This window comes from Marinobacter sp. G5_S1_61_S3, from assembly GCF_054968585.1.
This window is the reverse complement of sequence record NZ_JBQKUK010000004.1, coordinates 264363-287083: the sequence shown is the minus strand read 5'-3', so window position 1 is coordinate 287083 and position 22721 is coordinate 264363. Positions and strand designations below refer to the sequence as shown.

At 56.6% G+C, this 22721-nt stretch carries 21 protein-coding genes; 11 read left to right on the top strand and 10 right to left on the bottom strand.

Annotated features, from left to right (window positions below; translation table 11 throughout):
- Positions 1-735: 735 nt before the first annotated feature.
- Positions 736-1704, top strand: coding sequence for an integron integrase (locus tag ACTRWH_RS05665; protein WP_085681729.1), 969 nt, complete (start codon positions 736-738; stop codon positions 1702-1704).
- A 322-nt stretch (positions 1705-2026) separates the two neighbouring features.
- On the opposite strand, the gene ACTRWH_RS05660 is transcribed toward ACTRWH_RS05665, so the two are convergent.
- Genes ACTRWH_RS05660 through hutG form a run of 5 tightly spaced genes read right to left on the bottom strand, consistent with a single transcriptional unit; the run spans position 2027 to position 7504 of the window.
- Positions 2027-2785, bottom strand: coding sequence for an IclR family transcriptional regulator (locus ACTRWH_RS05660; RefSeq protein ID WP_085681730.1), 759 nt, complete (start codon positions 2783-2785; stop codon positions 2027-2029).
- Between the two features lie 11 nt (positions 2786-2796).
- The gene (locus ACTRWH_RS05655; protein WP_199480614.1) at positions 2797-5043 is read right to left on the bottom strand and encodes a TRAP transporter permease; all 2247 of its coding nucleotides are present in this window, start codon (positions 5041-5043) and stop codon (positions 2797-2799) included.
- Positions 5044-5059: 16 nt separating this feature from the next.
- Complete coding sequence (locus ACTRWH_RS05650) at positions 5060-5536, bottom strand: DUF1850 domain-containing protein (RefSeq protein WP_169052459.1); 477 nt, start codon at positions 5534-5536, stop codon at positions 5060-5062.
- A complete protein-coding gene (locus ACTRWH_RS05645) occupies positions 5529-6494 on the bottom strand; it encodes a TAXI family TRAP transporter solute-binding subunit (RefSeq protein ID WP_085681733.1) in 966 nt (321 codons plus the stop codon). Before ACTRWH_RS05645 ends, ACTRWH_RS05650 begins: the two co-directional genes overlap by 8 nt.
- 41 nt (positions 6495-6535) lie before the next feature.
- Positions 6536-7504 (bottom strand): formimidoylglutamase, encoded by a 969-nt coding sequence (gene hutG / locus ACTRWH_RS05640; RefSeq protein WP_198324872.1) that lies wholly within the window; start codon positions 7502-7504, stop codon positions 6536-6538.
- A 267-nt stretch (positions 7505-7771) separates the two neighbouring features.
- Between hutG and ACTRWH_RS05635 the strand changes: the two genes are divergently transcribed.
- From ACTRWH_RS05635 to ACTRWH_RS05625, 3 genes are all read left to right on the top strand, one after another.
- The gene (locus ACTRWH_RS05635) at positions 7772-9046 is read left to right on the top strand and encodes an NAD(P)/FAD-dependent oxidoreductase (protein WP_085681735.1); all 1275 of its coding nucleotides are present in this window, start codon (positions 7772-7774) and stop codon (positions 9044-9046) included.
- A 28-nt stretch (positions 9047-9074) separates the two neighbouring features.
- Positions 9075-9452: a RidA family protein gene (locus ACTRWH_RS05630; protein ID WP_085681736.1), complete on the top strand. Its 378-nt coding sequence runs from the start codon at positions 9075-9077 to the stop codon at positions 9450-9452.
- 238 nt (positions 9453-9690) lie between these two features.
- Complete coding sequence (locus ACTRWH_RS05625) at positions 9691-12873, top strand: ATP-binding protein (RefSeq protein WP_462826064.1); 3183 nt, start codon at positions 9691-9693, stop codon at positions 12871-12873.
- A 45-nt stretch (positions 12874-12918) separates the two neighbouring features.
- On the opposite strand, the gene ACTRWH_RS05620 is transcribed toward ACTRWH_RS05625, so the two are convergent.
- Together ACTRWH_RS05620 and ACTRWH_RS05615 are read right to left on the bottom strand one after the other, a co-directional pair.
- Positions 12919-14061, bottom strand: a complete 1143-nt coding sequence (locus tag ACTRWH_RS05620; RefSeq protein ID WP_085681738.1) for a putative sulfate/molybdate transporter — start codon at positions 14059-14061, stop codon at positions 12919-12921.
- A 51-nt stretch (positions 14062-14112) separates the two neighbouring features.
- Positions 14113-14997 carry a substrate-binding domain-containing protein gene (locus ACTRWH_RS05615; RefSeq protein WP_462826063.1) on the bottom strand — a complete coding sequence of 295 codons (885 nt, stop codon included), beginning with the start codon at positions 14995-14997 and terminating at the stop codon, positions 14113-14115.
- A gap of 116 nt (positions 14998-15113) precedes the next feature.
- On the opposite strand from ACTRWH_RS05615, the gene ACTRWH_RS05610 reads away from it, so the two are divergent.
- From ACTRWH_RS05610 to ACTRWH_RS05580, 7 genes are all read left to right on the top strand, one after another.
- Complete coding sequence (locus ACTRWH_RS05610; RefSeq protein ID WP_036202883.1) at positions 15114-15812, top strand: ABC transporter permease; 699 nt, start codon at positions 15114-15116, stop codon at positions 15810-15812.
- On the top strand, positions 15809-16552 hold the full coding sequence (locus ACTRWH_RS05605; RefSeq protein WP_085681739.1) for an ABC transporter ATP-binding protein: 744 nt from the start codon (positions 15809-15811) through the stop codon (positions 16550-16552). The genes ACTRWH_RS05610 and ACTRWH_RS05605 overlap by 4 nt, the downstream gene beginning before the upstream one ends.
- A gap of 68 nt (positions 16553-16620) precedes the next feature.
- The gene (locus ACTRWH_RS05600) at positions 16621-17427 is read left to right on the top strand and encodes a substrate-binding domain-containing protein (protein WP_462826062.1); all 807 of its coding nucleotides are present in this window, start codon (positions 16621-16623) and stop codon (positions 17425-17427) included.
- Between the two features lie 65 nt (positions 17428-17492).
- Complete coding sequence (locus ACTRWH_RS05595; protein ID WP_036202874.1) at positions 17493-18362, top strand: formate dehydrogenase accessory sulfurtransferase FdhD; 870 nt, start codon at positions 17493-17495, stop codon at positions 18360-18362.
- Positions 18355-18942 carry a molybdenum cofactor guanylyltransferase MobA gene (gene mobA / locus ACTRWH_RS05590; protein ID WP_036202872.1) on the top strand — a complete coding sequence of 196 codons (588 nt, stop codon included), beginning with the start codon at positions 18355-18357 and terminating at the stop codon, positions 18940-18942. Before ACTRWH_RS05595 ends, mobA begins: the two co-directional genes overlap by 8 nt.
- Positions 18939-19442, top strand: coding sequence for a molybdopterin-guanine dinucleotide biosynthesis protein B (gene mobB / locus ACTRWH_RS05585; protein WP_462826061.1), 504 nt, complete (start codon positions 18939-18941; stop codon positions 19440-19442). Before mobA ends, mobB begins: the two co-directional genes overlap by 4 nt.
- Positions 19439-20701 (top strand): molybdopterin-binding protein, encoded by a 1263-nt coding sequence (locus ACTRWH_RS05580; RefSeq protein WP_462826060.1) that lies wholly within the window; start codon positions 19439-19441, stop codon positions 20699-20701. Before mobB ends, ACTRWH_RS05580 begins: the two co-directional genes overlap by 4 nt.
- Here ACTRWH_RS05580 and ACTRWH_RS05575 read toward each other — a convergent pair whose 3' ends face one another.
- The 3 genes from ACTRWH_RS05575 to ACTRWH_RS05565 are packed head-to-tail and all read right to left on the bottom strand — an operon-like array spanning position 20702 to position 22721.
- The gene (locus ACTRWH_RS05575; RefSeq protein WP_136633937.1) at positions 20702-21178 is read right to left on the bottom strand and encodes a DUF6505 family protein; all 477 of its coding nucleotides are present in this window, start codon (positions 21176-21178) and stop codon (positions 20702-20704) included.
- Entirely contained in the window at positions 21175-21879 is a 705-nt protein-coding gene (locus ACTRWH_RS05570; RefSeq protein WP_091644562.1) for a biotin/lipoate--protein ligase family protein, read from the bottom strand. The genes ACTRWH_RS05575 and ACTRWH_RS05570 overlap by 4 nt, the downstream gene beginning before the upstream one ends.
- On the bottom strand, positions 21876-22721 hold the full coding sequence (locus tag ACTRWH_RS05565; protein WP_075195319.1) for an Mrp/NBP35 family ATP-binding protein: 846 nt from the start codon (positions 22719-22721) through the stop codon (positions 21876-21878). Before ACTRWH_RS05565 ends, ACTRWH_RS05570 begins: the two co-directional genes overlap by 4 nt.

Below are 22721 nucleotides of genomic sequence, written 5' to 3'. Positions count from 1 at the left end.
AGCAATAAACGGCGCCCTGACAAGGGCGTCCGGTGGAGGCCGAAGGCCGGAACGAATTTAATTGCCTTGTTAAATTGTCACTTCCCTCGGCAATGCTTCTCATAGAAATCTAACAGAAAATCGTCAGTTTCTCGGTTGGCTGCAGACCAATCATAACCAAACCAATTGTCCCAACCAGATTCGATAACCAACCTACCCCGATGAAAGCGTGGATGCACAGCCTCATCCGTTATCGGAGGGACATACGGCCCCCAGCGATAGAAGCCATAGCGGAGCATGAGTAACAGGCTGACTTTCCATGAACGCCAAAATGAGAAGGTCGAAATAGTTACCCTCCCACTGGCGTTATCTCTGACTTCGAATCCCTTACTCATAGCCTGTAGTGACATTTAACAGCTTATTAGTTTGCATTCTTATTAAACCCCAACGCCACATTCCCGTCCAAACCTGATTCACATCCTCAATTACAACGACTTTTCAAAGCTTTATCTCTGGGTCAGCGGCCGCAATCGCGCTGCCGGTATTGTGAAAAGTTTGCACTCGGGTTATCCGTGCACGTTTGTGCAAGTTAAACACGGAAGGCCGGAAATTTCCTCCTTGAAACAGTCAACTACAGAGGCTCTTTGTGAAAAACGTGCAGAACCGCGCAAATTAAACCGCAAGAATTTTGGCGTTATAGAAGGACTTTCATTATAACTGTATGTATATACAGTTATTTGACCAAAGAGGGCGGCAATGTCGAAATCACCGTTTTTGCAATCGGTCCGCACAGAGATCAGGACCAAGCAGTACAGTTACCGAACCGAGAAGTCCTATCTCTACTGGGTCCGTCAGTTCATCCTTTTCAATGACAAGAAGCACCCAGAAGTCATGGGTAATCACGAAATCGAGCGCTTCCTGAATCACCTCGCCGTCAATCGGGGAGTCAGTCCGGGCACTCAAAATCAGGCGCTGTGCGCGATCATTTTCGTCTACAAGCATGTGCTGAAACGGGAGATTGAGAACCTACAGTACAAGATGACAAAAACACCCCGCCGAATGCCGACCGTTCTGAGCCCCGACGAAGTCGCTTCTATTCTCCGCAACCTGGAAGCGGAGTATTGGCTCATTACCGCGATTCTTTATGGGTGCGGTTTGAGAATCAACGAAGCTCTATCGCTTCGCGTGAAAGACATCGACCTCAAAAGCCGCAACTTGCTCGTATTCAACGGTAAGGGACGAAAGGATCGATACACACTGATTCCAGACAATCTGAGAGAACACATGGAGCGGCAATTCGCTCGTGTCAGGGCAGTGCATGAGTCCGACCTGGCTGAGGGATTCGGACGTACATCAGTCCCGGCATCTCTTCACAAGAAGTATGGGCCGGCCATGAAGGACTTTGGTTGGCAGTACCTGTTCCCATCCGCAACAAGGTGCGTTCATCCCATCGCTGGTTATGTGTGCCGCCACCATCTTCATCATTCATCGTACTCACGGCAATTGAGGCAGGCTGTTCTCGCAAGCGGCACTTCCAAGCGGGTGACCGCGCATACGTTTCGGCATGCCTTTGCAACAGAGTTATTGAGATCCGGGAGCGATATCAGGACGGTTCAGGAAATTCTCGGGCATAGCGACATCCGGACGACAGAAATTTATACCCACATTATTGGTGATCGACGAGCTGGAACGGTGAGCCCGTTTGATCGGTTACCAGACTTTTAACGGGCTGGTTTTACCGTTCGAAGTGGATTAGAAGTAAGAAATTTGGGGCGCCGCTAATGTTCGCTTTTGTTTAAATACGGCACACTCATTCACCCCAAAAGTAGAGTTGAAATTTTTGCCTTATCTCAACCTAGCCTATTGGCAGCACTATTTGAGCGGACTGAGAACAATTCAGGCTCAAGGTCGAGACGCCGTCAAAGCATTATTGATAGCCTTTGAAATCACAGAGACAGCGTGAGGCTAAGGTTCGAATCCTGAGGGGCGGGCCCTAGCAAAGCGGAGGCGGGGCGAACCCCGAACAGACTCCGCATAAAGCAGGAAACTAAATTCCGCCTACCTGGCGCATAATATCGCTTGCCGTTTGCTTAAGCTCCGAGAGCAATGTCTCCGTAACGCCTTCGGCGTTCATGATAGGGTCTGGCCCTGAAATGTTGATGGCAGCAATTACCTGTCCGGTAAAGTTTCGAATAGGCACCGCCAGCGCCGTAGAGTGGTCAGAGTAATGACGGGTCCACCCCTGAGCACGCTCTTTTTCACACAGTGCAATCAGCTCAGGCATCGTTTGTGGCGCTGGCTTGGGATAACCATCCAGGCGCTGGCCCTGTAACTGGGTTTGCAACTCTGCCGACGTCGTTCCCAGCAAAAGCGCCCTACCCATGGCGGTAGTATGCAGCGGGAAACGAGTACCCACAGGGACATTCACAGAAACCCTCTGCAATGCCAGCGCACGGAACACATAGAGCACCTCAGCGCCATCACGGACTCCAACATGGCTGGACAGCGAAGTGCTATCCCGAAGCCTCGTGATGAACGGGGCCGCCACCTCGACAATCTCACGACTGGCGAGGTAGCTGAAACCACGCGACACTACTTGAGTGCCAAGGGCATAGGTGTTGGTCCCGATCTTACTCAGGTAACCCATGGACGTCAGCGTCTGCACGATCCTGTATATCGAACTCGCGCTGACCCCGAGACGTTGCGCCATCTCCACTTGGCTCAGTGCCCGACAATTGCTATCAAACATTTCCAGGATGCGCAGGCCCTTCTGCAGGGCCGGAACTGTATAGTCCTTTTCACTCAAATGGTTTCCCCCTATCCCGTTTGCGCCGTCAGTTGCCGGTTTCCAACTCTATAGTTTCTACCAAGAATCGTGAGCACCAGCGCGCCGGAAATCACTAGCAGCCAGGGATTGTGAGCGACCAGAGACAGCCCGGCAAGGCTCAACAAGGTTTTCTCAACTTTCGAGAGTGGCGCACTGAAAAACCCGATATAGGCAGCCGACAGCGCTACGATACACAGGATGCCACTGACCATGGCAATAGAGAACTCCAACCAGGTGAAATCGAGAAATAGCAGGCTCGGCGCATAGATGAACATAAGTGGCACCAGCGCCTTACCCATGGAAAGTCGGAAAGCGGTAACCCCCGTTTTCATGGGATCAGACCCGGAAATCCCCGCTCCCGCATACGCCGCCAAGGCGACCGGCGGCGTCACATCGGCCAACACGCCGTAGTAGAAGATAAAGAAGTGGGATGCAAGCAGAGCAATACCAAACTCATCCAGGGCCGGAGCGACAATGGAGGCAAGGATAATATAGGTCGGCGTGGTTGGGATCCCCGCGCCCATCAGAATACAGGCAAGGGCCACCAGCAACAGCGCAATGAAAAGCGTCAGGCTGTTTTCGGTCACCAGGTCAAAGGGTATGAAGGCTGCGAGAGTACCGCCGAATTCATGGGCCAGCCCGACAATAGCACCAGAGAACTTGAAGCCAAGCCCGGTCAGAGTGGTCACACCTAACAGGAAACCCACACAGGCGCAGGCCGCGGTAATGGCAATGGACTGCTTGGCCCCCTCCTCAAGACTTTCGACCAGCCTGCGTGGCGTAAGCACGCTTTCATGGTCCAGTTTCAAGAACCCCAGAGGCCGAAGTACGACGGGAATATAGGAACAGACAATAGTCAGGATGATGCCCCAGAAAGCCGCCAGAAACGGGGTGAACTGCATAAGCAGTAGCGTCACCATCACCACCAACGGAATCACCTGGTGCCAGTGCTTTGCCAGCACCGCGCCAAAGCGGGGGATCTGGTCAGCCGGCATACCCTTCAGGTTCAGGCGGCGGGCCTCGAAATGCACCATGCATAAGGTGGCCAGATAGTGGAACGCGGCCGGAATGATCGCAATCAGAATCAGCTCGTTATAGGGAACACCGAGCATTTCCGCCATGACAAACGCAGAAGCCCCCATGATCGGCGGTGTAACCTGCCCGCCGCAGGAGGAAGCTGCCTCGGTTGCTGCAGCAAAACGACCGCTGAAGCCATACTTCTTCATCATCGGGATGGTGAAGGCTCCGGTGGTGACGGTGTTGGCCACCGGCGAACCGGAAATCATCCCAAAGAAGCCCGAAGAAACCACAGATACCTTGGCCGGACCACCGGAATAGCGGCCGGCAACCAAGGTCGCCAGCTCGATAAACAACTGACCAAGCCCCGAGGCCTGGGCCAGTACGCCAAAGAGTACGAAGTGGTACACGTAGGTGGCCACAACTCCGATGGCGATGCCATAAATGCCCTCGGTGCCCAGATACAAGTGCTCCACGAGGCGAATAATATCGTAACCCCGGTGCGCCATTACGCCCGGCAGGTAAGGGCCGAACATGGCATACAGCAGCGCCAGAACCCCGATAATGGAAAGCGACTCCCCCATTGTCCGGCGGGCACCTTCAACCACCAGCATCACGGCGATGCCACCCATCAGGTAGTCGAACGCTTTCGGGAAGCCAACATTGATGATGAAGATATCTTCGAAAAAAATGACCAAATAGGCTGAGAAACCAGCACCAGCCAGCATCAGCGGCCAGTCGATCCAACTGGGCGTGTTCCGGCCACCCAAAGCAGCTACCGGCAGCGCTGACAATGCCAAAAGCCCGGCAAAGCCGTAGATCAGCCAACCCCACCAGGCTGGAATATCACCGGCCAGCGCCTGTACCAACTGGTGGGCAACCAGCAGGTAGAAAGCCCCGTAAGCAAGGCTCAACACCATATTGGTCTTGAAGTGTTTTGGCGGCCGCCGGGGAAACACAAGGAACAGCAGGCCCATGATGAAGGCCATGTGTACGCTGCGATGGGTAATCTCGTTAAGAAGACCGAACCCGGCCGTATAAATATGAAAGATACTCAGAACGACACAGGTAATGGTCACCAGTGTCTTGAGGGGCCCTTTCAGGTCCCGAAAATTTGACTCGTTATCAAACTTTTTAATCAAACTGTCCAGATCAGCCTGATGCATTTCAGGCTCACCGGAGGACGAACGGTTAGCAGCTTGGCTGTGCGAATTGCTCATACCCGTTAACTCTGCGTTATTGTTGGCAGTTGGAGACCGGAGCAATCATCAGCCCGCTGTCCGGCCATTGGTTCAGATTGATGACGCTGTTGCCAGTGTGTAGCCTGTTTTTGAAGCGCTTATCGGTGCGAACGATCAGACGACCAATATCGCGATCCATCTCCAGGATGAACTGGCCATTACGGAGCTCAAACGACGTGGCATCCGGCTCATCCACCAGCGAGGGCAACCCTTGCCCATGGGCAAGGAACACTTCCGCCGTCTGGTTAATCTTCAAATCGCCGGCCGGAGATTCAATCAGCCGGTAGTAATCCGTGACAGGCGTCAACGACACGGAGTGAACGAACGAAAGCTCAAACGTCCGATCAACCAAGGGAACACAGGTGAGCAACCTGCCTTCCCGATACTGACTGATCTCAACGCCAGCTGCCCGGAGATTGCCGGCCAGGGCAAGAGCCCCAACCAGCAGAACCGGCAGAACCGACTTATTCAATGATGCCCTTTTCACGGAAGTACCTTTCCGCACCAGGGTGCAATGGAATGGAAACCGATTGCAGAGCCGTTTCAGCCGAAATTTCCTTACCCTTTACATGAACCTTGCCCAGGGTTTCGGTGTTTTCGTACAGTGCCTTGGTAACAGCGTATGCAATATCTTCCGGTAGATCTTCGTGGGTTGCCCAGATCGCCCGTACAGCAATAGTTTCAACATCCTCATCTACACCGTTGTAAGTGCCACCGGGCAGAACTATGGAAGTGTAATATGGCTGAGTTTCCTGCAGCTTCTTAATAGGCTCACCGGTCAACGGGATAATGCTGATGTCATGGCCGTTAGCCAGTTCAAGAATGGAAGAGGTTGGGGCACCAGCCGTAATCAACGAAGCACCCAGATTGCCGTCCTTGATCTTCTCTGCAGATTGGGAGAAAGAAGAGTAATCCTCTTTTACGTCGTCACGGCTCATGTCATGAGCTTCCAGAAGGTCCCCCAACAGTTGCCACTGGCCGGAGCCGGGAGAACCGGAGCTAATGGATTGGCCTTTCAGGTCGCTGAAGGTACTAAACTCAGGCTGAGCGACTAATTGAACCGCTTCAGGGTAGAGAGCACCCAAGGCGCGCAGTTTTTTCTGAGCCTTACCCTCGAACTGATTCTTGCCTTGGTAGGCGGAATCGAGGATATCAGCTGCGACGAATGCAGACTCGATATCACCACGTCCGAGCAAGCCTGCATTGGCGACCGACGCGTTACCGGTTTCAGCCGTTGCCGACAACTTCTTGCCTTCCAGATCTGCGTTGTTGGAGATGACCTGCGCCAGCATCCCACCGAGCGGGTAGTAAGTGCCACCGGTACCGCCTGTCGCAATACCGAAAAACACCCGTTCCTGTGCTTGAGTGGCACCAGCGGCCAGGCCAACCCCCAAGACAGCAGACATAAGAATCGTCTTCAGTTTTATCATTGTTGTACCTTCCTTTTCTGTTTTAGCTTATGGGTGCCGCCTCACAGACGGCGGTTGGAACACAACAAGGTGTCCGCTAGCAGCGCAGCCGTTTTAGCGGTCACACCAGATTGATCAAATTCAGGGTTCAACTCGGAAATTTCCACCAGCGGCATGCCCTGAGGCAGCGACCCGGCAATATGCGTCAGCTCGTCAATCACAGCTTGCACCACTTCCAATTCAACGCCCCTCGCCGCCGGTGCACTGACGCCAGGTGCCTGATAGTGGGGCAGCACATCCAGATCGATGGTCAGGTAGATCATATCCAGTCCCTGACAAAACTCTCGGAGCTGATTTAGCACGTCGGGGATATCGGACACACGCATATCCTGGTCTTCCCGATAACTGACACCCAATGCACGTGCGCGCTTGAAAAGCGAATAAGTGTTACTACTCCTCGCAAGCCCGAGACAGCAATAGTGAAACGCTTCCCGTCCGTAGCGTTCGGCAATTTGCGCAAACGGGGTACCAGAGGAAGGCCCCTGCTCACCTGCCACGCGCAAATCAAAGTGTGCATCGAGATTAACGATGCCTATCCGGGTTTGAGTCGGGTCGAACAACCGTGCCAACCCCGAAAAACTGCCCCAGGCCGTCTCATGCCCTCCGCCCATAACCAACAGGCGGCTAACGGAAGGCAGAGCCGCTGCAACTCTCGAAGCCAGTTCATCCTGAGCCTGCTCAAGTGCATCGCCTTCGACTTCAACAGTGCCGAAATCCGTCACTGACAGATCGCCCTCACCATGCCATGCCAGATTAGCCAACTGACTGCGCAACGCGGAAGGCCCGGCGACTGCACCCAGGCGTCCCTTGTTTCTCCGGACGCCTTCATCGCAGGCAAATCCAAGCATGCCGACAGTTGAGCCGGGGCAACCTGTTGGTGCCGACAGTACCTTCTGGTGCCATCGGACCGCATCAGGGCCCTCTTCAGTATCCACCCTGCCGTACCACTTTGAGGCTGGTTTGAAAGTCACTATGTTTTCTCTCATAAATTCAATATATGATCATATAAGCACACAAAAACTGGTTTTGGAATACTTTTAGCCAACATTATATTCATATTTAAAATTATTATTTATATTTGTATTTTATATGAAATCGAAGTCCTTTCTCACTTCGCGATAAACCGGTAACACCAGGAGATGGGGAAAGTGGAAAGAGCTTTTCTGCCCAGTACCAGGGCTATCAGTCACAACCGTTTCACCCCGATGGAACCCATCCGATAAGAGAGCAAAGTCACGATGAGTAAAAGCGGCCCTCCGTATCCCGACTATCAACGCGCCTGTGGTTGGACTGAGGCATCCGACCTATACCCGACTCACCCTCGCCTCACGGACGTCCAGACTTGCGATGCAATCATTATCGGCGCTGGCTATACCGGTATCGGCATCGCGCGACAGCTGGCGACCTTGCTGCCAGACAGCGACATCAGAGTCCTGGAAGCGGAAACCGTTGGCGCGGGCTCTCCGGGTCGCAACTCGGGTTTTGTGCTTGAGCATGCGTTCACGGCTACCAACCCCGAGGCAGCGGGGATGCTTTATCGGCAGTACCACACCACTCAGCAAGAAATGCGGGAGGCCGGCTACCAGGGCGCCTACACACCAAAACCTCAAATTTTTAAAGGCGCTGCCACTGACAGGGGCATGAAAAATTTGTCCGCGTTAGCCCGATATCTGGAGAAAAGCGGTCAGCCCTTCGAATGGATGAGCGCTGATCGTATGCGCTCACTAACAGGCAGCCGCTATTACCGAGCTGGGCTGAACCTTCCCGGGAACAGCCTGGTCAACCCCTACACGCTGATTTCAAACCTGGCGCAGAGCCTTCCGCCTACCATCAGGCTTTATGAGATGAGCCCGGCGGTTCGCCTGTCAAAAACCTCTTCAGGCTGGCTGGTAACAACCCCTGAGGGGGCTCTTCAGGCGCCCATGGTATTCCTGGCCAATAACGCTTTTGCGGCGTCTTTAGGGGTCGGAAATGCCTACAGCGTGAAGATCTTTACCTATGCCGGAGTCAGCCCCCCGCTTCCCGCCGATTTGTTTGCATCTATCGCGCCAGAGGGCCATTGGGGGCTGCTACCAGCCCACCGATTGGGATCCACGTTGAGGACCACCGACGACGGCAGGCTCCTGATACGCGGCTTCTACGGCTATGAACACGAGGGCAATGACTCCACCCGAAGCTACCTCGAACAGAGCCTGTTCAGCCGTTTTCCTGAACTTCGCAACTACGGTCTGGAAAAATGGTGGGGCGGTACCACATCACTGACGGCGAACGGTGCCCCGCTCTGGGGACAGCTCAGAAAAGGCCTCTTCGCCTCCATCGGCTGCAACGGCGTAGGCATCCTTAAGGGCACTCTCCTTGGCCACCAGTTGGCCAACCTGGCTGCCGGCCATCCTTGCATGGATGTCACCGGACTCATGGGTAAACCCGGGTGGATGCCGCCGGAGCCAATCCGGCACATCGGATTCAATATGGTCAGCGCCGTTGAGCGGCGATTGGCAGGTGATGAACGTTAACGAAGGACCATCAGAGGAAAGAACCGCTATGATCAAAACTGTAAAAACCGAGCTCCATGCTTCTACGTCCCCACTTGAGTGGGCAACGATTGGGAACGGCATATTATTCACTGCCCAGATTCCTATCGATGATCAAGGTCAGGTGGTCCCTGGCGGTATCGAAGCACAGACCCGCCAGACCATGAACAACCTCTGCCACACGCTAGAATGTGCAAACGCCAGCCTCACGGACGTTACACAGGTAATGATCTACGTTACCGACAGGGCGCACCTGCCCGCTGTTAACGGAATCTACGCGGAATATTTCGGAAAACCCTATCCCAACCGTGCGGCCTTGGTCATTGCCGGCCTTGCCCGAGAGGAGATGCTTGTTGAGCTGGTTGTCTATGCAGCAGTTGCAGACTGATAATGGTGGACCGCCCCCGGTGCATGACAAACCGGGGAGTTACCACGGAGTTCCAGCCCTTCCCACCAACGATTTTACGACGGCAGATCCCTTTCGACCTTGAACGGCAAATCTACCTTGCAGTCTGTCGATTCTTGCCAGAGCAGCTATTCTATGACTGGGCCGATCGTTTATCGGTGCCCCAACTCATGGGTGGCTCGTTTGTTTCAGCTGCAAAGAAACAGGAACTCTATTTCCAATGACAGGCTGTAGAACCATGACGTTTTCATCAAAAGCCGTTTCCACACTAGCCCTGGCTCTCCTGGCCTTTGCGGGCAATATGCTCAACCTGCCGCTATTTTTTGGCGTGCATTTCATCTTTGGTTCTGTCGCCGTCATGGTCGCGGTGAAGCTGCTGGGGCTATGGCCCGCACTATGGGTTGCGCTGGCGGGCGGAGCCTATACCTGGGTGCTCTGGGGTCACCCCTACGCCATGCTGACGTTTACGCTCGAAGCGGTCGTTGTTGGCCTGCTGTATCGGCGTGGCATGCAGAACCTCGTGCTGGCAGACCTCGCTTTCTGGCTTGTGGCAGGCCCAATCCTGGTACCACTGCTTTATATAGGCGTGATTGGCATAGATACGTCATCTGCCACCATGATTGCACTGAAGCAGTCCCTGAACGGCCTGTTCAATGCTCTGGTCGCAGGCATTCTGGTTCAAGTGATGGTTTGGCGGTTCCAGAACGGCTCTGTCAGTTGGTTACCCACTCACATCCGGTTAAACGAGCTGCTTTTTCACGCTCTTTTGATTCTGACGCTTATCGCCGGCACGACTCCGGTCATTCTCAGCAGCTCCGCCGAGAAATTCGAACAGGAGCAGATTTTGGCCGAGCAATTGAAACGAGTGCTTAACGCGGCACAGGAAACCCTCCAGCGACAACCCGATACCTCGCCAGTCCTTAAAAGTGAATTATTGCGGTACTCGAAAAGCGATGACGTATCGGGTATCGCACTGCTGAATGGCCAGGGTGAACCCATTGCGCAGGCTGGAAAGGTAAACGCTTTTTCACCAGGAAAGGTGCAGCAGCTAGGTGGCGCGGATAACCTCGCCATCTGGCTGCCGGATTTCGAAGGCAGTCTGGTAAGCCGCTGGAAAGCCGGCCAATATCAATATCGGCTTCCTGTCACCGGGCTTCCCGATGGTACCGAGCTAATGGCTGAGATACCTGCGGCACCATTGATACAGGCCATCGAAATTCAACGCAATAAAAGCTTCGCGTTTCTGGCGGGAATGACGCTACTGAGCATTCTGGCCAGCTTTTTCCTGAGTCGCGTCCTGACTCTCCCCTTGTCGCAACTCGACAAGGCCAGCAGGCACCTGCACGACAAAATACGTCATCAAAGGCAATCCGAGCTCCCCGACAGCAGGGTGCATGAGTATGCGAGTTTGTCTGCCTCACTCAAAAACATGAGCGATACGCTTGCCCATACGTTCGCCGAACTGGACAGCGCACGGGCCAATCTGGAGCAGGAAGTCAAAGCTCGTACCCGAGAACTGGCCAATACTTCCGCGATGTTGAGCAACATACTGGAAGCGTCCACAGAGATGGCAATTATCGCAACCGATACCGACGGCACAATCACCCTATTCAATAAAGGGGCAGAAAACCTTCTGGGATACAATTCAAGCGCGATAGTCGGGACTCACAGCCCGGCCCTGTTTCACCTCTCGTCCGAGATTGAAGAACGATCCCAAGAGCTCTATGAAGAAACTGGCGATACTGTCTCAGGCTTTGATGTATTCGTACAACGCCCTCTGCAAGAGGGCTCAGAAACCCGCGAATGGTCCTATGTAAACAAACTGGGGGAGCAGATTCCGGTCATGTTGACGGTCACACCTATCCGGGACGACGTTGACAATATTACGGGTTTTCTGGGTATCGCTCAGGACATCACCGAGCATAAGCGCCTTGAGCAAATGAAGACCGAGTTTATTTCTACGGTAAGCCATGAATTGCGCACGCCGCTTACCTCGGTAAGCGGCGCCATCGGACTCGTGCTGGGCGGACGGTTAGGTGATATACCCGAAAAGGCGCAGGAATTATTGAATACCGCACACCGTAACAGCGAGCGGCTGGCGCATCTGATTAACGATTTGCTGGATACCGATAAAATTGCGGCGGGTAAAGTCCATTTCGACATGCAGGTAGTGCCTGTTATACCAATACTTGAGCAATCGGTGGAGGAGAACAGAACCTACGGAGCTGAGCGAAACATAAAACTGGCGCTAACCCGCCAGTTGGCCCAAACCAGCGTTAAGGTCGATGTACAGCGACTGAAGCAGGTGCTGGCCAACCTATTGTCCAATGCCATCAAATTTTCTCCCGACGGCGGTACAGTCAGCATTGAAGCGACCAGCACTGATACAGACATCACGGTCAGTGTGGTTGATCAGGGGCCAGGTATTCCCGAGGGCTTCCAACATAAGGTGTTTCAGAAATTTGCTCAGGCCGACAGCTCCGACACGCGCCAGAAAGGCGGCACAGGCCTGGGGTTGGCCATAACCCGTGAACTCATTAAACGCATGGGCGGAACCATTGGCTTTGAAACTACCGAAGGAAAAGGGACTCGCTTTTTCTTTACGCTTCCAGCAGTGCAATCAGGTCAGGAGACACCGACAACGACTCATCCGGGTGCACGCCAACCTGCTCAAGCGTCACCCCGAATATTGATCGTGGAAGATGACCCGGATGCAGCCGAACTTCTGAAAATCATGCTGGGAGGGGTCGGGTACCAGGTGGCGGTCTGCCACACTGGCCTGGAAGCCCTTGAAGCGTTGAACAAGGGTGATTATGACCTGATCAGTCTGGACCTGATACTGCCGGACATCGGTGGACTCGACATTATCCGACGGCTGAAAAAGCATGCTGACACGGCACACATACCTATCGTGGTGGTGTCTGCGAAAGTGAAGCAGGGAAGGCTTGAGCTTAATGGCGAGGCGAACAATATCGCCTGGCTGCCCAAACCCATTCAACATCAGAAACTGATTGATCTGGTGCAACATCAATTATCAGATGGCGGGCTCGCGAAAATACTGCACATTGAAGATGATGCGGACTTGCACAATGTCATTTCAGCCATGGTCAGCGATCGGTTGATTATGGAACGGGCGGGAACCATTGCCAGCGCCAAAGCTCTGTTAAGGCAGCACGCTTACGATGCAGTGTTGCTGGATGTTGGCCTGCCGGACGGCTCAGGGTTGGACCTGATCCCGGATATTCAACACGAGCAACCTTATGCGGCAATCGTCATACTGTCGGGCGACGACGTCAGCAAAGAAAAGCACAATACCGTTGAAGCCGTTCTGCTGAAGAACCGCCTGACAACAGAACAACTCGTCAATGTTATTCAAAGCCGCATTCATGGAAGCCAGTCATGAGATTCAACGGCCTTTGGCAAGCCATTATTTTCAAAGGCATGACGCCTAAATGTCCGTGGGGCCTTCGGATTCCATCTTGCCTCGCACCCACACTGCCCGAACACTCTCCGAAACCACGCCGGCTAAAAGCCCGAAAAGCGGATCGGCCCAGACGGTCACCAGTGCGGTTATCGCAATGACCGGCCAACATGACGGCTTGGCTGCCCAGAGACGCCTGGACACGGCAAGCTCAACGGCGGCTACCAGCAACAAGGCACCTAGACCGGCTACCGGAATGGCGGCAATAAATGAAAAGCCGCCCGGCAGAAAAGCAACCATGAGCAAAGCGGTTCCCAGCAGAACGGGGGCCATGCCGGTCCGGGCACCGAAACGATGGTGCGCGGCCACGCCTCCGGCGCCATGACACATGGGCAAGGCCCCGAGTGGAACGAGAAAAAGGTTTGCCAAACCTGTCGTTACGGACAGGCGGCCTGGCGACACACGGTGCGATTGCTCGCCGAAGTAATCCCCAACCACCAGGGCCGTCAGTACGACGGCGTTGGTGATCGTAAGCGCCAACTGAGGTAACACCAGCACGGAGATCGCCTGCTGCCAATCGTTTATGCCTGGCAGTTGAGGTAGTGCAAATGGAACCGAACCTGCTGCGGGCAGCGTCAGTCCCGGCGCCCCCAGTACCGCGCCGATCGCTAACGCGACACCAAGCCCTATCAGCGCTGCTGGCCAGTTCGGCAACACCTTGAGGGTGATGGCCAACACCGCCAAGGTGATCACACCCAACGGCAAGGACGTGGCCATCAACCCCAGGCTCATGTTGGCCAACAGCAACCCCAGCCCCAGTTGAAGGCCGCTCAATACCGAGCCGGGCACAAGACGCGCCACACGGTTAATCCATCCGGTTGCGCCCAGCAACAACAGTATTGCTCCGATCAGCACACCACTTGCCACCAGGCTTTGGGAAGTCACCTCGGTGGTCAGCAACAACGCAGCAACCGCTTTCATCGGTTGCACCGGTATCGGCAGCCGATAGTACAGCCCGGTTGCAATGTAGAACACGGCAAACCCCAGCAGTACAGGTACCGGTGCCAGCCCTGCCACGCCGATCGCCCCAAGACTCAGTGGCAGCAGGGTACCGATGTCACCCAGCGCCCCGCTGACCTCCTTCACTGGATCTTTTGGGTTTAAGGGCATGCGAGCTCCTGGTTCATTGGCCTGTTTTTATTGAGTTATTATTGGCAACGCTCACGCGTTATAGACGACATGTCCCAGCTCCGTGATGTCGTAACCGCCCAACGCCTCGGCGCGCTGTACAAATCGCTCGCTACCGGCAAACGCCAGCAACCTCTGCATGGCCGGATCAAAGTAGTGGCGCCGGCGCATGGCCAGATCAAAATGCTCCTGTTGCAGCGGAATAAACGCCAGTCCCTGACGACGCGCCGCCGCTTCGATTCCCACGCCAACATCCGCTTCGCCCTGGCGAATGGCCAAGGCGAGATCGTCTTCGCTGAGCGACGGATGCGTTGCCCACGTGAGGTGTCTGGCATCGAGGCGGTGGCGTGCCAGCAAGCTCTGCAACAAATGGCTGACGCCGGCATCGGGCTGGCGATGCGCCAGACGTATGCCGGGGCGGGCGATATCCTCCAAGCGGGCAAGTCGGTGAGGGTTATCGGCGGCTAAGAGGAGCCCCTGCTGGCGCTTCGCCCAGCGAATCAGCACCAGGTCGCGCATGCCGCTCAGCCCCAATGTGACAGGATCATTGTAGCCCCGGCTTTCAGCGTGCCAGATATGCATCCCGGCGAGCATTGCGCGCCCGGCGATCAATCGCTGTACGCCTTCGCCACTCCCCTGACACAGCAGCGCCAGCTCTGCACCGCTCTCCTTCACCGCCCACTCCAACAGTGGATCCTGGCTGCCCGCCAGGACCGGCGGGGTTGGCGAACTGACGGCGTCGTCACCCTCCAGATGGTTCATCAACCACAGATCAATACGCTGGCGTGGGAACAACAGCTTTCCCGTCACCCGCACACAGGGAATCACGCCCTGGCTGACCAGATCATAGACTTTGCGCTCTTTCAGACGCAGATACTCGGCAGCTTCGGCCGTGGTGAGGTATGCGGGAAGCGTCATCAATCTCTCCTGCTGCCTGGAAAAGCACTAAACTGTTTTTAGCTGCATATTTTTCAACAGGCTGTGCAAAGCGTAGTCAGAAACTCCACGATGCTCAATAACAAGGAGACGCAGCTGTGGAAAATAATGCGTTCTGCGTGGCGCTGTCGCTACTGCTAAACCTAGACGCTTCGCTCTTTCAGATCGTGGCGCTTTCGCTGCAGGTGTCGCTTATGGCGGTACTGATCGCGGCCGTTCTGGGGTTCCCCCTCGGTGCGGCGGTGGCACTGTGGCGATTCCCCGGGCGCGGCGTCATGATTGTCGTCCTCAACGCCTTGATGGGGCTGCCTCCGGTGGTGGCCGGGCTCGCCGTCTACTTGCTGCTCTCGCGAGCCGGCCCTCTGGGTGAGTGGGGGTTCCTGTTTACACCAGGAGCCATGGTCATTGCCCAGGTGGTCCTGGTATTGCCAATTCTTGCCGCGCTCTCGCGTCAGAAGGTGGAAGAGCTTCTGGGTGAGTACCGCGAGCAATTCATGTCACTGGGTATGTCGCGCTCACGCATGATGCCCACTCTGCTGTGGGATGCCCGTTTTGCGCTATTGACCGTTCTGCTTGCCGGTTTTGGCCGCGCCAGCGCCGAAGTGGGCGCGGTGATGATGGTCGGCGGCAATATTGATGGGGTCACGCGGGTCATGACCACCGCCATTGTGCTGGAAACCGGCAAAGGCAACCTGCCACTGGCACTGGGACTGGGGATTGTGCTGCTGACGCTGGTCATGCTGATTAACGCAGGCGCCTATTTGGTGGGCGAACTGACAAGGAGACGGATAGGATGACGTCATTCAACGTTCCGCTCCTTGCCTCGGCCGCCCTCCTCCCGCCACCAACGCTGCGTTTTGATGGCGTCGCCTTCAACCAGCAGGGCAAGGCGCTACTGGGACCCTGCTCATTCACCCTGGACGGCACCGGCCCTACCCTGGTGATGGGACCCAACGGGGCGGGCAAGAGTCTTCTGTTACGGCTGGCGCACGGTTTGCTCTCACCCACTCAGGGACAGGTGGCCTGGTCACGTGGGGGGCGCCCCCGCCAGGCAATGGTGTTCCAGCAACCGGTACTGTTGCGTCGCTCGGCCCTGGCCAATCTCGTTCACGCGTTGGCCGTCAACAATGTCCCCCGCAAGACACGTACACAGATCGCCTGCGAAGCGCTTGAGCATTTTGGGCTTACCTCCTGCACAAACACGCCCGCGCGCGTGCTATCCGGCGGCGAGCAGCAGCGCCTGGCACTGGCTCGCGCCTGGGTTCTTTCTCCTCAGGTGCTGTTTCTGGATGAACCCACCTCAGCACTCGACCCCGCTGCCATTAAAGGCGTGGAGGCTGCGGTACGCGAGTTTCATCAGCGTGGAACGCGCATCGTAATGACCACTCACGATCTGCATCAGGCCAGACGCCTTGCCGGAGATGTCTTGTTTCTTTCTGGCGGAAAAGTGTGCGAACACACCCCCGCCGACGTCTTTTTCAACAGGCCCGTCTCGCGGGAGGCACAAGCGTTTATTGCCGGAGAACTGGTGGGATAGTTTTACCCTGACGGTTTAGCGGCTGGCTACTCAATGGAAGTTCCACACGCGCGAAAGGAGAAAACAAGATGAAAAAAAGCTTAACCCTTGTACTCGCAGGTGTAACCAGCATGGGCCTGGCATTCAGCGCGTTCGCTGATGACTACATCACCCTGGCCTCAACGACGTCCACCCAGAACTCGGGGCTGTTCAACGCCATTTTACCGCAGTTCGAAAACCATACCGGCATCGACGTACGGGTGGTGGCAGTGGGCACCGGACAGGCCTTTGAAATCGCCCGTCGCGGCGACGCCGACAGCCTCCTGGTACACGATACCGCCGGAGAAAAACGCTTTGTCGAAAACGGCTTCGCCAGTGAGCGGGCCGATGTCATGTACAACGATTTCGTGTTGATTGGCCCCGCAGACGATCCGGCGAATATTGGTGAGGCGCAAAGTGCCGCCGAAGCCTTCGCGGCGATTGCCAATGCCAAGGCACCCTTCACCTCACGCGGCGATGACAGCGGCACCAATCGCGCCGAGTTACGCCTCTGGGAGAACGCCGGCGTGGACCCCGACGGCGACTGGTACCGCGAACTCGGCAGTGGCATGGGGCCAACCCTCAACACCGCCGCGGCCATGGACGCGTACGTGATGTCGGACCGCGCCACCTGGGTGGCGTTTGGCAACCGCCAGAACCTGAGGCTGCTTTTTGCCGGCGACGAAGTATTGTTCAACCAGTACGGTAGCCTGCTGATCTCCGAAGAGAAGCATCCGCATCTCAAGCACGATCTCGCTGAACAGTGGCACAACTGGCTGATTTCCGAGGATGGCCAGCAAGCGATTGCAGACTTCAAGGTGGACGGACAACAGCTGTTTTTCCCGAATGCCAAATAGGCTAATCTCTGGGGACGTGCATCGAGATTCAAGTCCGTGGCGTTCCTGGAAGAGCTATAACAACAATGACGATTAATCCGATACTGCCCGATCCCAAAGACCCTCGTTTGTCCCGCGCCGTCGAGGGCGTTGATGAAAACGGTCAATCAAAGTCCATCAGCGTGATCGAGGAGCGCCCCCTGACGATCTATCTGAACAGCCAGGAGATCGTCACCGCCATGACCATTGGCGATCACCCGGAGTATCTGGCCCTCGGCTTTCTCCTGAATCAAGGTATGCTGAAGGAAAACGATCAGGTCACCGGAATTGACTTCGACGAAGAGCTGGAAGTCGCCGTGGTGCGTACCGCAGGTGTTACCGATGTCGAAGACAAACTGGAAAAGAAAACCCGGACGTCCGGCTGCGCCGTGGGTACGGTGTTCGGTGACATGATGGCGGGGCTTGAAGGCCTGTCACTACCGGACACACCGGTGCACACCAGCACGTTTTACGATCTTTCCTACCAGATCAACCACACTCCCAGCCTGTACATGGAAACCGGCGCCATTCACGGCACGGTTCTGTGTCAGGATCGCCAGATTCTGGCCTACATGGAGGATGTCGGGCGCCACAACGCGGTGGACAAGATCGCAGGATGGATGTACCTGAACGGCATCACCGCCGCCGACAAAGTCCTCTACACCACGGGCCGCCTGACCTCCGAAATGGTCATCAAAACGTCCCTGATGGGAATCCCGACCCTGATCAGCCGGTCGGGCTTTACCGCTTGGGGCGTCGATATTGCCCGGCAGGTCGGATTGACCCTGATCGGTCGGATGCGCGGTAAAAAGTTCACGTGCCTCAGTGGGCAACACCGCCTGGTGTTCGATCAGGACTTGTCACAGGTTCCTGACGAGGACAAAAAGCACCGTCGAAAAGGGGCCGAGCATGACTGATTGCGCGGTCATTCTGGCGGGCGGCCAGGCCAACCGGATGGGCGGCGGCGACAAGGGACGGTTGATGCTGGGTGATCAGTCGTTGATCCAGCGGGTCATCGACCGGATTACACCGCAGGTGGACGCCGTGGTGTTGAACGCCAACGGCGATCTGAGTCGGTTTGATGATCTGGGGCTGCCAGTGGTGGCTGATTCGATCGCTGATTTTCCAGGCCCGCTGGCAGGTGTTCTGGCGGGCATGGATTGGGCGGCCGAACAAGGGCATGAATGGCTGATCAGCGTCGCTGCGGACACCCCATCGTTCCCCCGGGACCTGGCTGCACGGTTGGCCGGGCATGACACGCCGGTGGTGCTCGCGGCGACACCGGATCCGGAACGTGGTCGCCTGCCCCAGCCAACGTTTGGCCGCTGGCGGGTCGCGTTGCGGGATGATCTTCGAGCCGCCCTGAACGACGGCGTGCGCAAGATCCGCCAGTGGACACAAGCCCAGGGTGAAACCCTGGTGGTGTTCGGCGAGGACGACTTTTTCAACATCAACACACCGGAAGACCTGGCCTGGGCGGAGAAGCACCTGAAGTGAATGTCATCGGCATTGTGGGCTGGAAGAACAGCGGAAAAACCACGCTGGCAGCAGCCCTGATTCGCGAGCTGTCCAGCAGGGGGTTAACGGTTAACTCGATCAAGCACGCCCATCACGGGGTGGATGTGGACCAACCCGGTACCGACAGCTACAAGCACCGCGATGCCGGCGCTCGCGAGGTTATCCTGGCGGGCGGGCGACGCTTTGCCATCATGCACGAACTGCGCGGCGCTGAAGAGCCAACGCTGGATGAATTGCTGGCGCGGCTGGGCCCCTGCGACTGGGTGGTGGTCGAGGGCTTTAAAACCCACCCGCATCCCAAGATTGAAGTGCACAGGCAGGAAAGCGCCCGTGCGCCCCTCTACCCGGAGGACGACAGTATCATTGCCCTGGTGGCGGACTATGTAGTGGACTACGCTGCGGATTTTCCGGGCCCCGTTTTCGATGTAAACAATGTACCCGCCATCGCTGACTTTATTCTGAGCCCAGGGACATCATGAACGGGAAAACAACGACTCCACTTCGTAACGATTGTTTCGCCCTGCCCCCCGGGGTGAACTGGACGCCGGTGGAAGAGGCACTGGAGCGGCTGCGCTCTCGCCTACATCCGGTAGTGGAGGTGGAACACGCCGTCCCGCTGTCGCAGATCAATGGGCGAATCCTGGCAAGCGACGTCTCTGCGCCTCGCGCTCATCCCCCAAGCAACAATTCCGCGGTCGACGGCTATGCCTTCGCAGGGCCGCTAACGGACGTACCCTGCAGCCTGCCCCTGATTGAGGGCCGCAGCGCCGCCGGGGAACCGTATATGGGGAACGTGCCTGCGGGCCACGCCATCCGGATTCTGACCGGCGCGGTGATTCCGGCCGGCACGGATACCGTGGTCCTCGAGGAAGACTGCGAAGTCCGAGATGGCCAACTGCAGTTGAACGGCACGTTAAAAGCCGGCGCCAACGCGCGCAAAGCCGGCGAGGACATCAAGGCACAGGATCAAATCCTCACGGCAGGCACCCGCCTGACGCCAACCCAGATTTCAGTACTTGCCAGCGTGGGTGTCGACTCGGTCGACGTCTATCACCGCCTGCGCGTCGGCGTTTTATCCACGGGGGATGAAGTAAAGCCCGTCGGCTCAGCCGTCACCGACTGGCAGATCTATGACGCCAACCGGCCAATGCTGAATGCTCTGGTGGCACAACTGGGCTATGAGCTGGTGGACCTTGGTCATGTGCTCGACCGGGCCGAAGAAGTCAAAGCGGCGCTGGAGCGAGGCTCGGAACAATGCGACCTGATCCTCACCAGCGGCGGCGTGTCTGCCGGCGACGAGGATCACGTATCGAAAATGCTGAAAGCACACGGTGACATCAGTAACTGGCGCATTGCGATCAAACCGGGCCGCCCGCTGGCGCTGGCCATGTTCCAGGGAACGCCCGTGGTGGGTTTGCCGGGAAACCCGGTCGCCGCCTGGGTCTGCGCACTGCGTTTTGGCGCGCCGGCGATGGCGTTGCTGGCAGGAGGGAACTGGTTCGAACCCCAGGGTTATCTCGTGCCCGCTGGCTTTTCCAAGAATAAGAAACCGGGGCGCAGCGAGATGTTGCGGGCCCGCGTTCGGGATGGGCAGGTTGAGGTATTTGGCTCTGAGGGCTCTGGACGTGTAACCGGCCTGGCCTGGTCCGAGGGTTTGGTGGAGCTGGACGAAAGCGCCCAGCAGATAGAACCGGGCACCCTGGTGCGGTTTATTCCCTATGGCAGTTTCGGACTGTAATCAGTCAACGCTGCCATGTACGGCAAAGGCCTCCAGCGAGGCATCCTGCGGGCCCCGGGAGCGGTAGGTTTCCTCAACACCCAGTTCGGTGAGCGTGCGGCTGACCATCAACAGCGTGTTGTCCTCGAAGTCCTCACACATGCTGCGCATCTGGTCGATTTCCTCACAGGCGACCGGATAGGCCGCATCGATATCCGGAGCGCCGTAACACTCAACAAACGTCTGCGCCAAGGTCTGGCGTAAATGTTCCAACTCCGCTTCGGTGATGTCGCACACGCCCACAAAACTGGCACGACCGCCTGACTCGATGCTGTACCAACCATTGCTGAAGGCCTGCCGGGCCTTGCCCTTCAGGTCTGCTTCGGTCCAGTTGGAAAACTCAAACCCGCCGGATATCGCCCATTCACCGCTGGGAGCCGGCAGGTCAAATACATTGTCATCGGATACATCCAGTCGCAGGGTTCGGGCCAGTTTCATACGTGCTCCGCAAACTCGATCAAACTCACTGTTTCGGTCATGACATCCTGGCGCAACAGCATCCGGCCCTTTTCATCCAGGCCCACAAAGAGCCCAGGCTTTGGCAGGTCGATCATTTTACCCAGGGTGTCACAGCGTGGCCGCCACTCATTGTGTATACGCTCAAAGCCACTGTCCATGAAGTAAGTCAGCCACAACAATGTGTGCTTGGACCAGCTTTCCAGAAGCGCCATGGGCGTGATCTCAACACAGCCTTCCTCGTGCAGACAGGTCTGGTTCGGCGTCTCGCCCGGCTCGCCGCCCACCGGCAAAAAAGGCACATCGATGCCGACCACCAGCCAGTTTGGATGAGCGCTGGGATCTGACACATCCGCGGCAAAGCGGACACCGCCGCACACCGCGCCATTGACCTTGATACGATCGGGCCATTGGAAGAACACCGGCACTTCGGGCGGGGCCAGGGCGCCCAGACTTTCAGCCAGGCCTATCTGGGCCACGTAGACCACCTGGACAGCCTCTTCCAATGAGGTTTCCGGCGCCAGCACCAGGGCCGCGCGCAAGACGTCCACCGCGTCGGAATAGAAGATCGTGCCGGAATCAACTCCGGCAATGGCACGGCTGACGGCCTTATCAAACGGATCCGTCTGGTTTGGCACCCGTTCGCCTGTAAACAGCGGTGGTAAGCGCGGCGACACGCTCATCGCATGGCCTCGGCGTACACTTCGGAGGCGATCAGTTCATCGGCGATGCGCTGAAAAGCCCTCGACTGAGGGCTATCCGGCTTCGATACCACAATCGGGACACCGCCATCCGAACCAACGCGGATGTCCAGATCCAGCGGAATCTCCCCCAGGAAGGGCGAGCCCAATTTTTCAGCCTCCGCCCTGGCGCCCCCGTGCCCAAAAGGATGGTGCTCTTTGCCGCAACCATCGCAGATAAAAGAGGCCATGTTTTCAATCAGGCCGAACAGGGGCACATCCATCCGTTTGAACATATCGATGCCTTTGCGCGCGTCCATTAACGCGATGTCCTGGGGGGTTGAGACCACAACCGCCCCTGCGACAAAGAATTTCTGGCTCAGGGTCATCTGGACATCACCGGTGCCCGGGGGTAAGTCCACCAGCAAGACATCCAGCCGGCCCCAGTCCACCTGGTTCATCATCTGTTGCAGGGCGCCCATCAACATGGGCCCGCGCCAGACAATGGCTTCATCATCGGAGGCCATCAGGCCCAGGGACATCAGGGTCACCCCGTGATTGCGCAGCGGCAGTATGGTATTTCCGTCAGGGCTGGACGGCCGACCTGAAACACCCATCATGCGGGGCTGGCTGGGACCGTACACATCGGCATCCAACAGGCCCACTTTCAGACCTTTCGAAGCCAGTGCAACCGCCAGGTTGGAGGCCACGGTCGACTTTCCGACTCCCCCTTTGCCGGAGGCGATGGCAATGATGCGGTCAACGCCTTTAGGGTTCTTGTCCTGAGGCCGGGGAGCGTCGGTACCAATCAGGTTCGGTTTTCCTACTTCGGTGTATTCAACCAT

Excerpts from the sequence above, each read along its gene's own strand:
- ACTRWH_RS05665 (WP_085681729.1), top strand. The coding sequence starts at position 736 with ATGTCGAAATCACCGTTTTTGCAATCGGTCCGCACAGAGATCAGGACC.
- ACTRWH_RS05655 (WP_199480614.1), bottom strand. The coding sequence starts at position 5,043 with ATGAGCAATTCGCACAGCCAAGCTGCTAACCGTTCGTCCTCCGGTGAG.
- ACTRWH_RS05645 (WP_085681733.1), bottom strand. The coding sequence starts at position 6,494 with ATGATAAAACTGAAGACGATTCTTATGTCTGCTGTCTTGGGGGTTGGC.
- ACTRWH_RS05635 (WP_085681735.1), top strand. The coding sequence starts at position 7,772 with ATGAGTAAAAGCGGCCCTCCGTATCCCGACTATCAACGCGCCTGTGGT.
- ACTRWH_RS05630 (WP_085681736.1), top strand. The coding sequence starts at position 9,075 with ATGATCAAAACTGTAAAAACCGAGCTCCATGCTTCTACGTCCCCACTT.
- ACTRWH_RS05625 (WP_462826064.1), top strand. The coding sequence starts at position 9,691 with ATGACAGGCTGTAGAACCATGACGTTTTCATCAAAAGCCGTTTCCACA.
- ACTRWH_RS05620 (WP_085681738.1), bottom strand. The coding sequence starts at position 14,061 with ATGCCCTTAAACCCAAAAGATCCAGTGAAGGAGGTCAGCGGGGCGCTG.
- ACTRWH_RS05615 (WP_462826063.1), bottom strand. The coding sequence starts at position 14,997 with ATGACGCTTCCCGCATACCTCACCACGGCCGAAGCTGCCGAGTATCTG.
- ACTRWH_RS05605 (WP_085681739.1), top strand. The coding sequence starts at position 15,809 with ATGACGTCATTCAACGTTCCGCTCCTTGCCTCGGCCGCCCTCCTCCCG.
- ACTRWH_RS05600 (WP_462826062.1), top strand. The coding sequence starts at position 16,621 with ATGAAAAAAAGCTTAACCCTTGTACTCGCAGGTGTAACCAGCATGGGC.
- ACTRWH_RS05595 (WP_036202874.1), top strand. The coding sequence starts at position 17,493 with ATGACGATTAATCCGATACTGCCCGATCCCAAAGACCCTCGTTTGTCC.
- mobA (WP_036202872.1), top strand. The coding sequence starts at position 18,355 with ATGACTGATTGCGCGGTCATTCTGGCGGGCGGCCAGGCCAACCGGATG.
- ACTRWH_RS05580 (WP_462826060.1), top strand. The coding sequence starts at position 19,439 with ATGAACGGGAAAACAACGACTCCACTTCGTAACGATTGTTTCGCCCTG.
- ACTRWH_RS05575 (WP_136633937.1), bottom strand. The coding sequence starts at position 21,178 with ATGAAACTGGCCCGAACCCTGCGACTGGATGTATCCGATGACAATGTA.
- ACTRWH_RS05570 (WP_091644562.1), bottom strand. The coding sequence starts at position 21,879 with ATGAGCGTGTCGCCGCGCTTACCACCGCTGTTTACAGGCGAACGGGTG.
- ACTRWH_RS05565 (WP_075195319.1), bottom strand. The coding sequence starts at position 22,721 with ATGGTTGAATACACCGAAGTAGGAAAACCGAACCTGATTGGTACCGAC.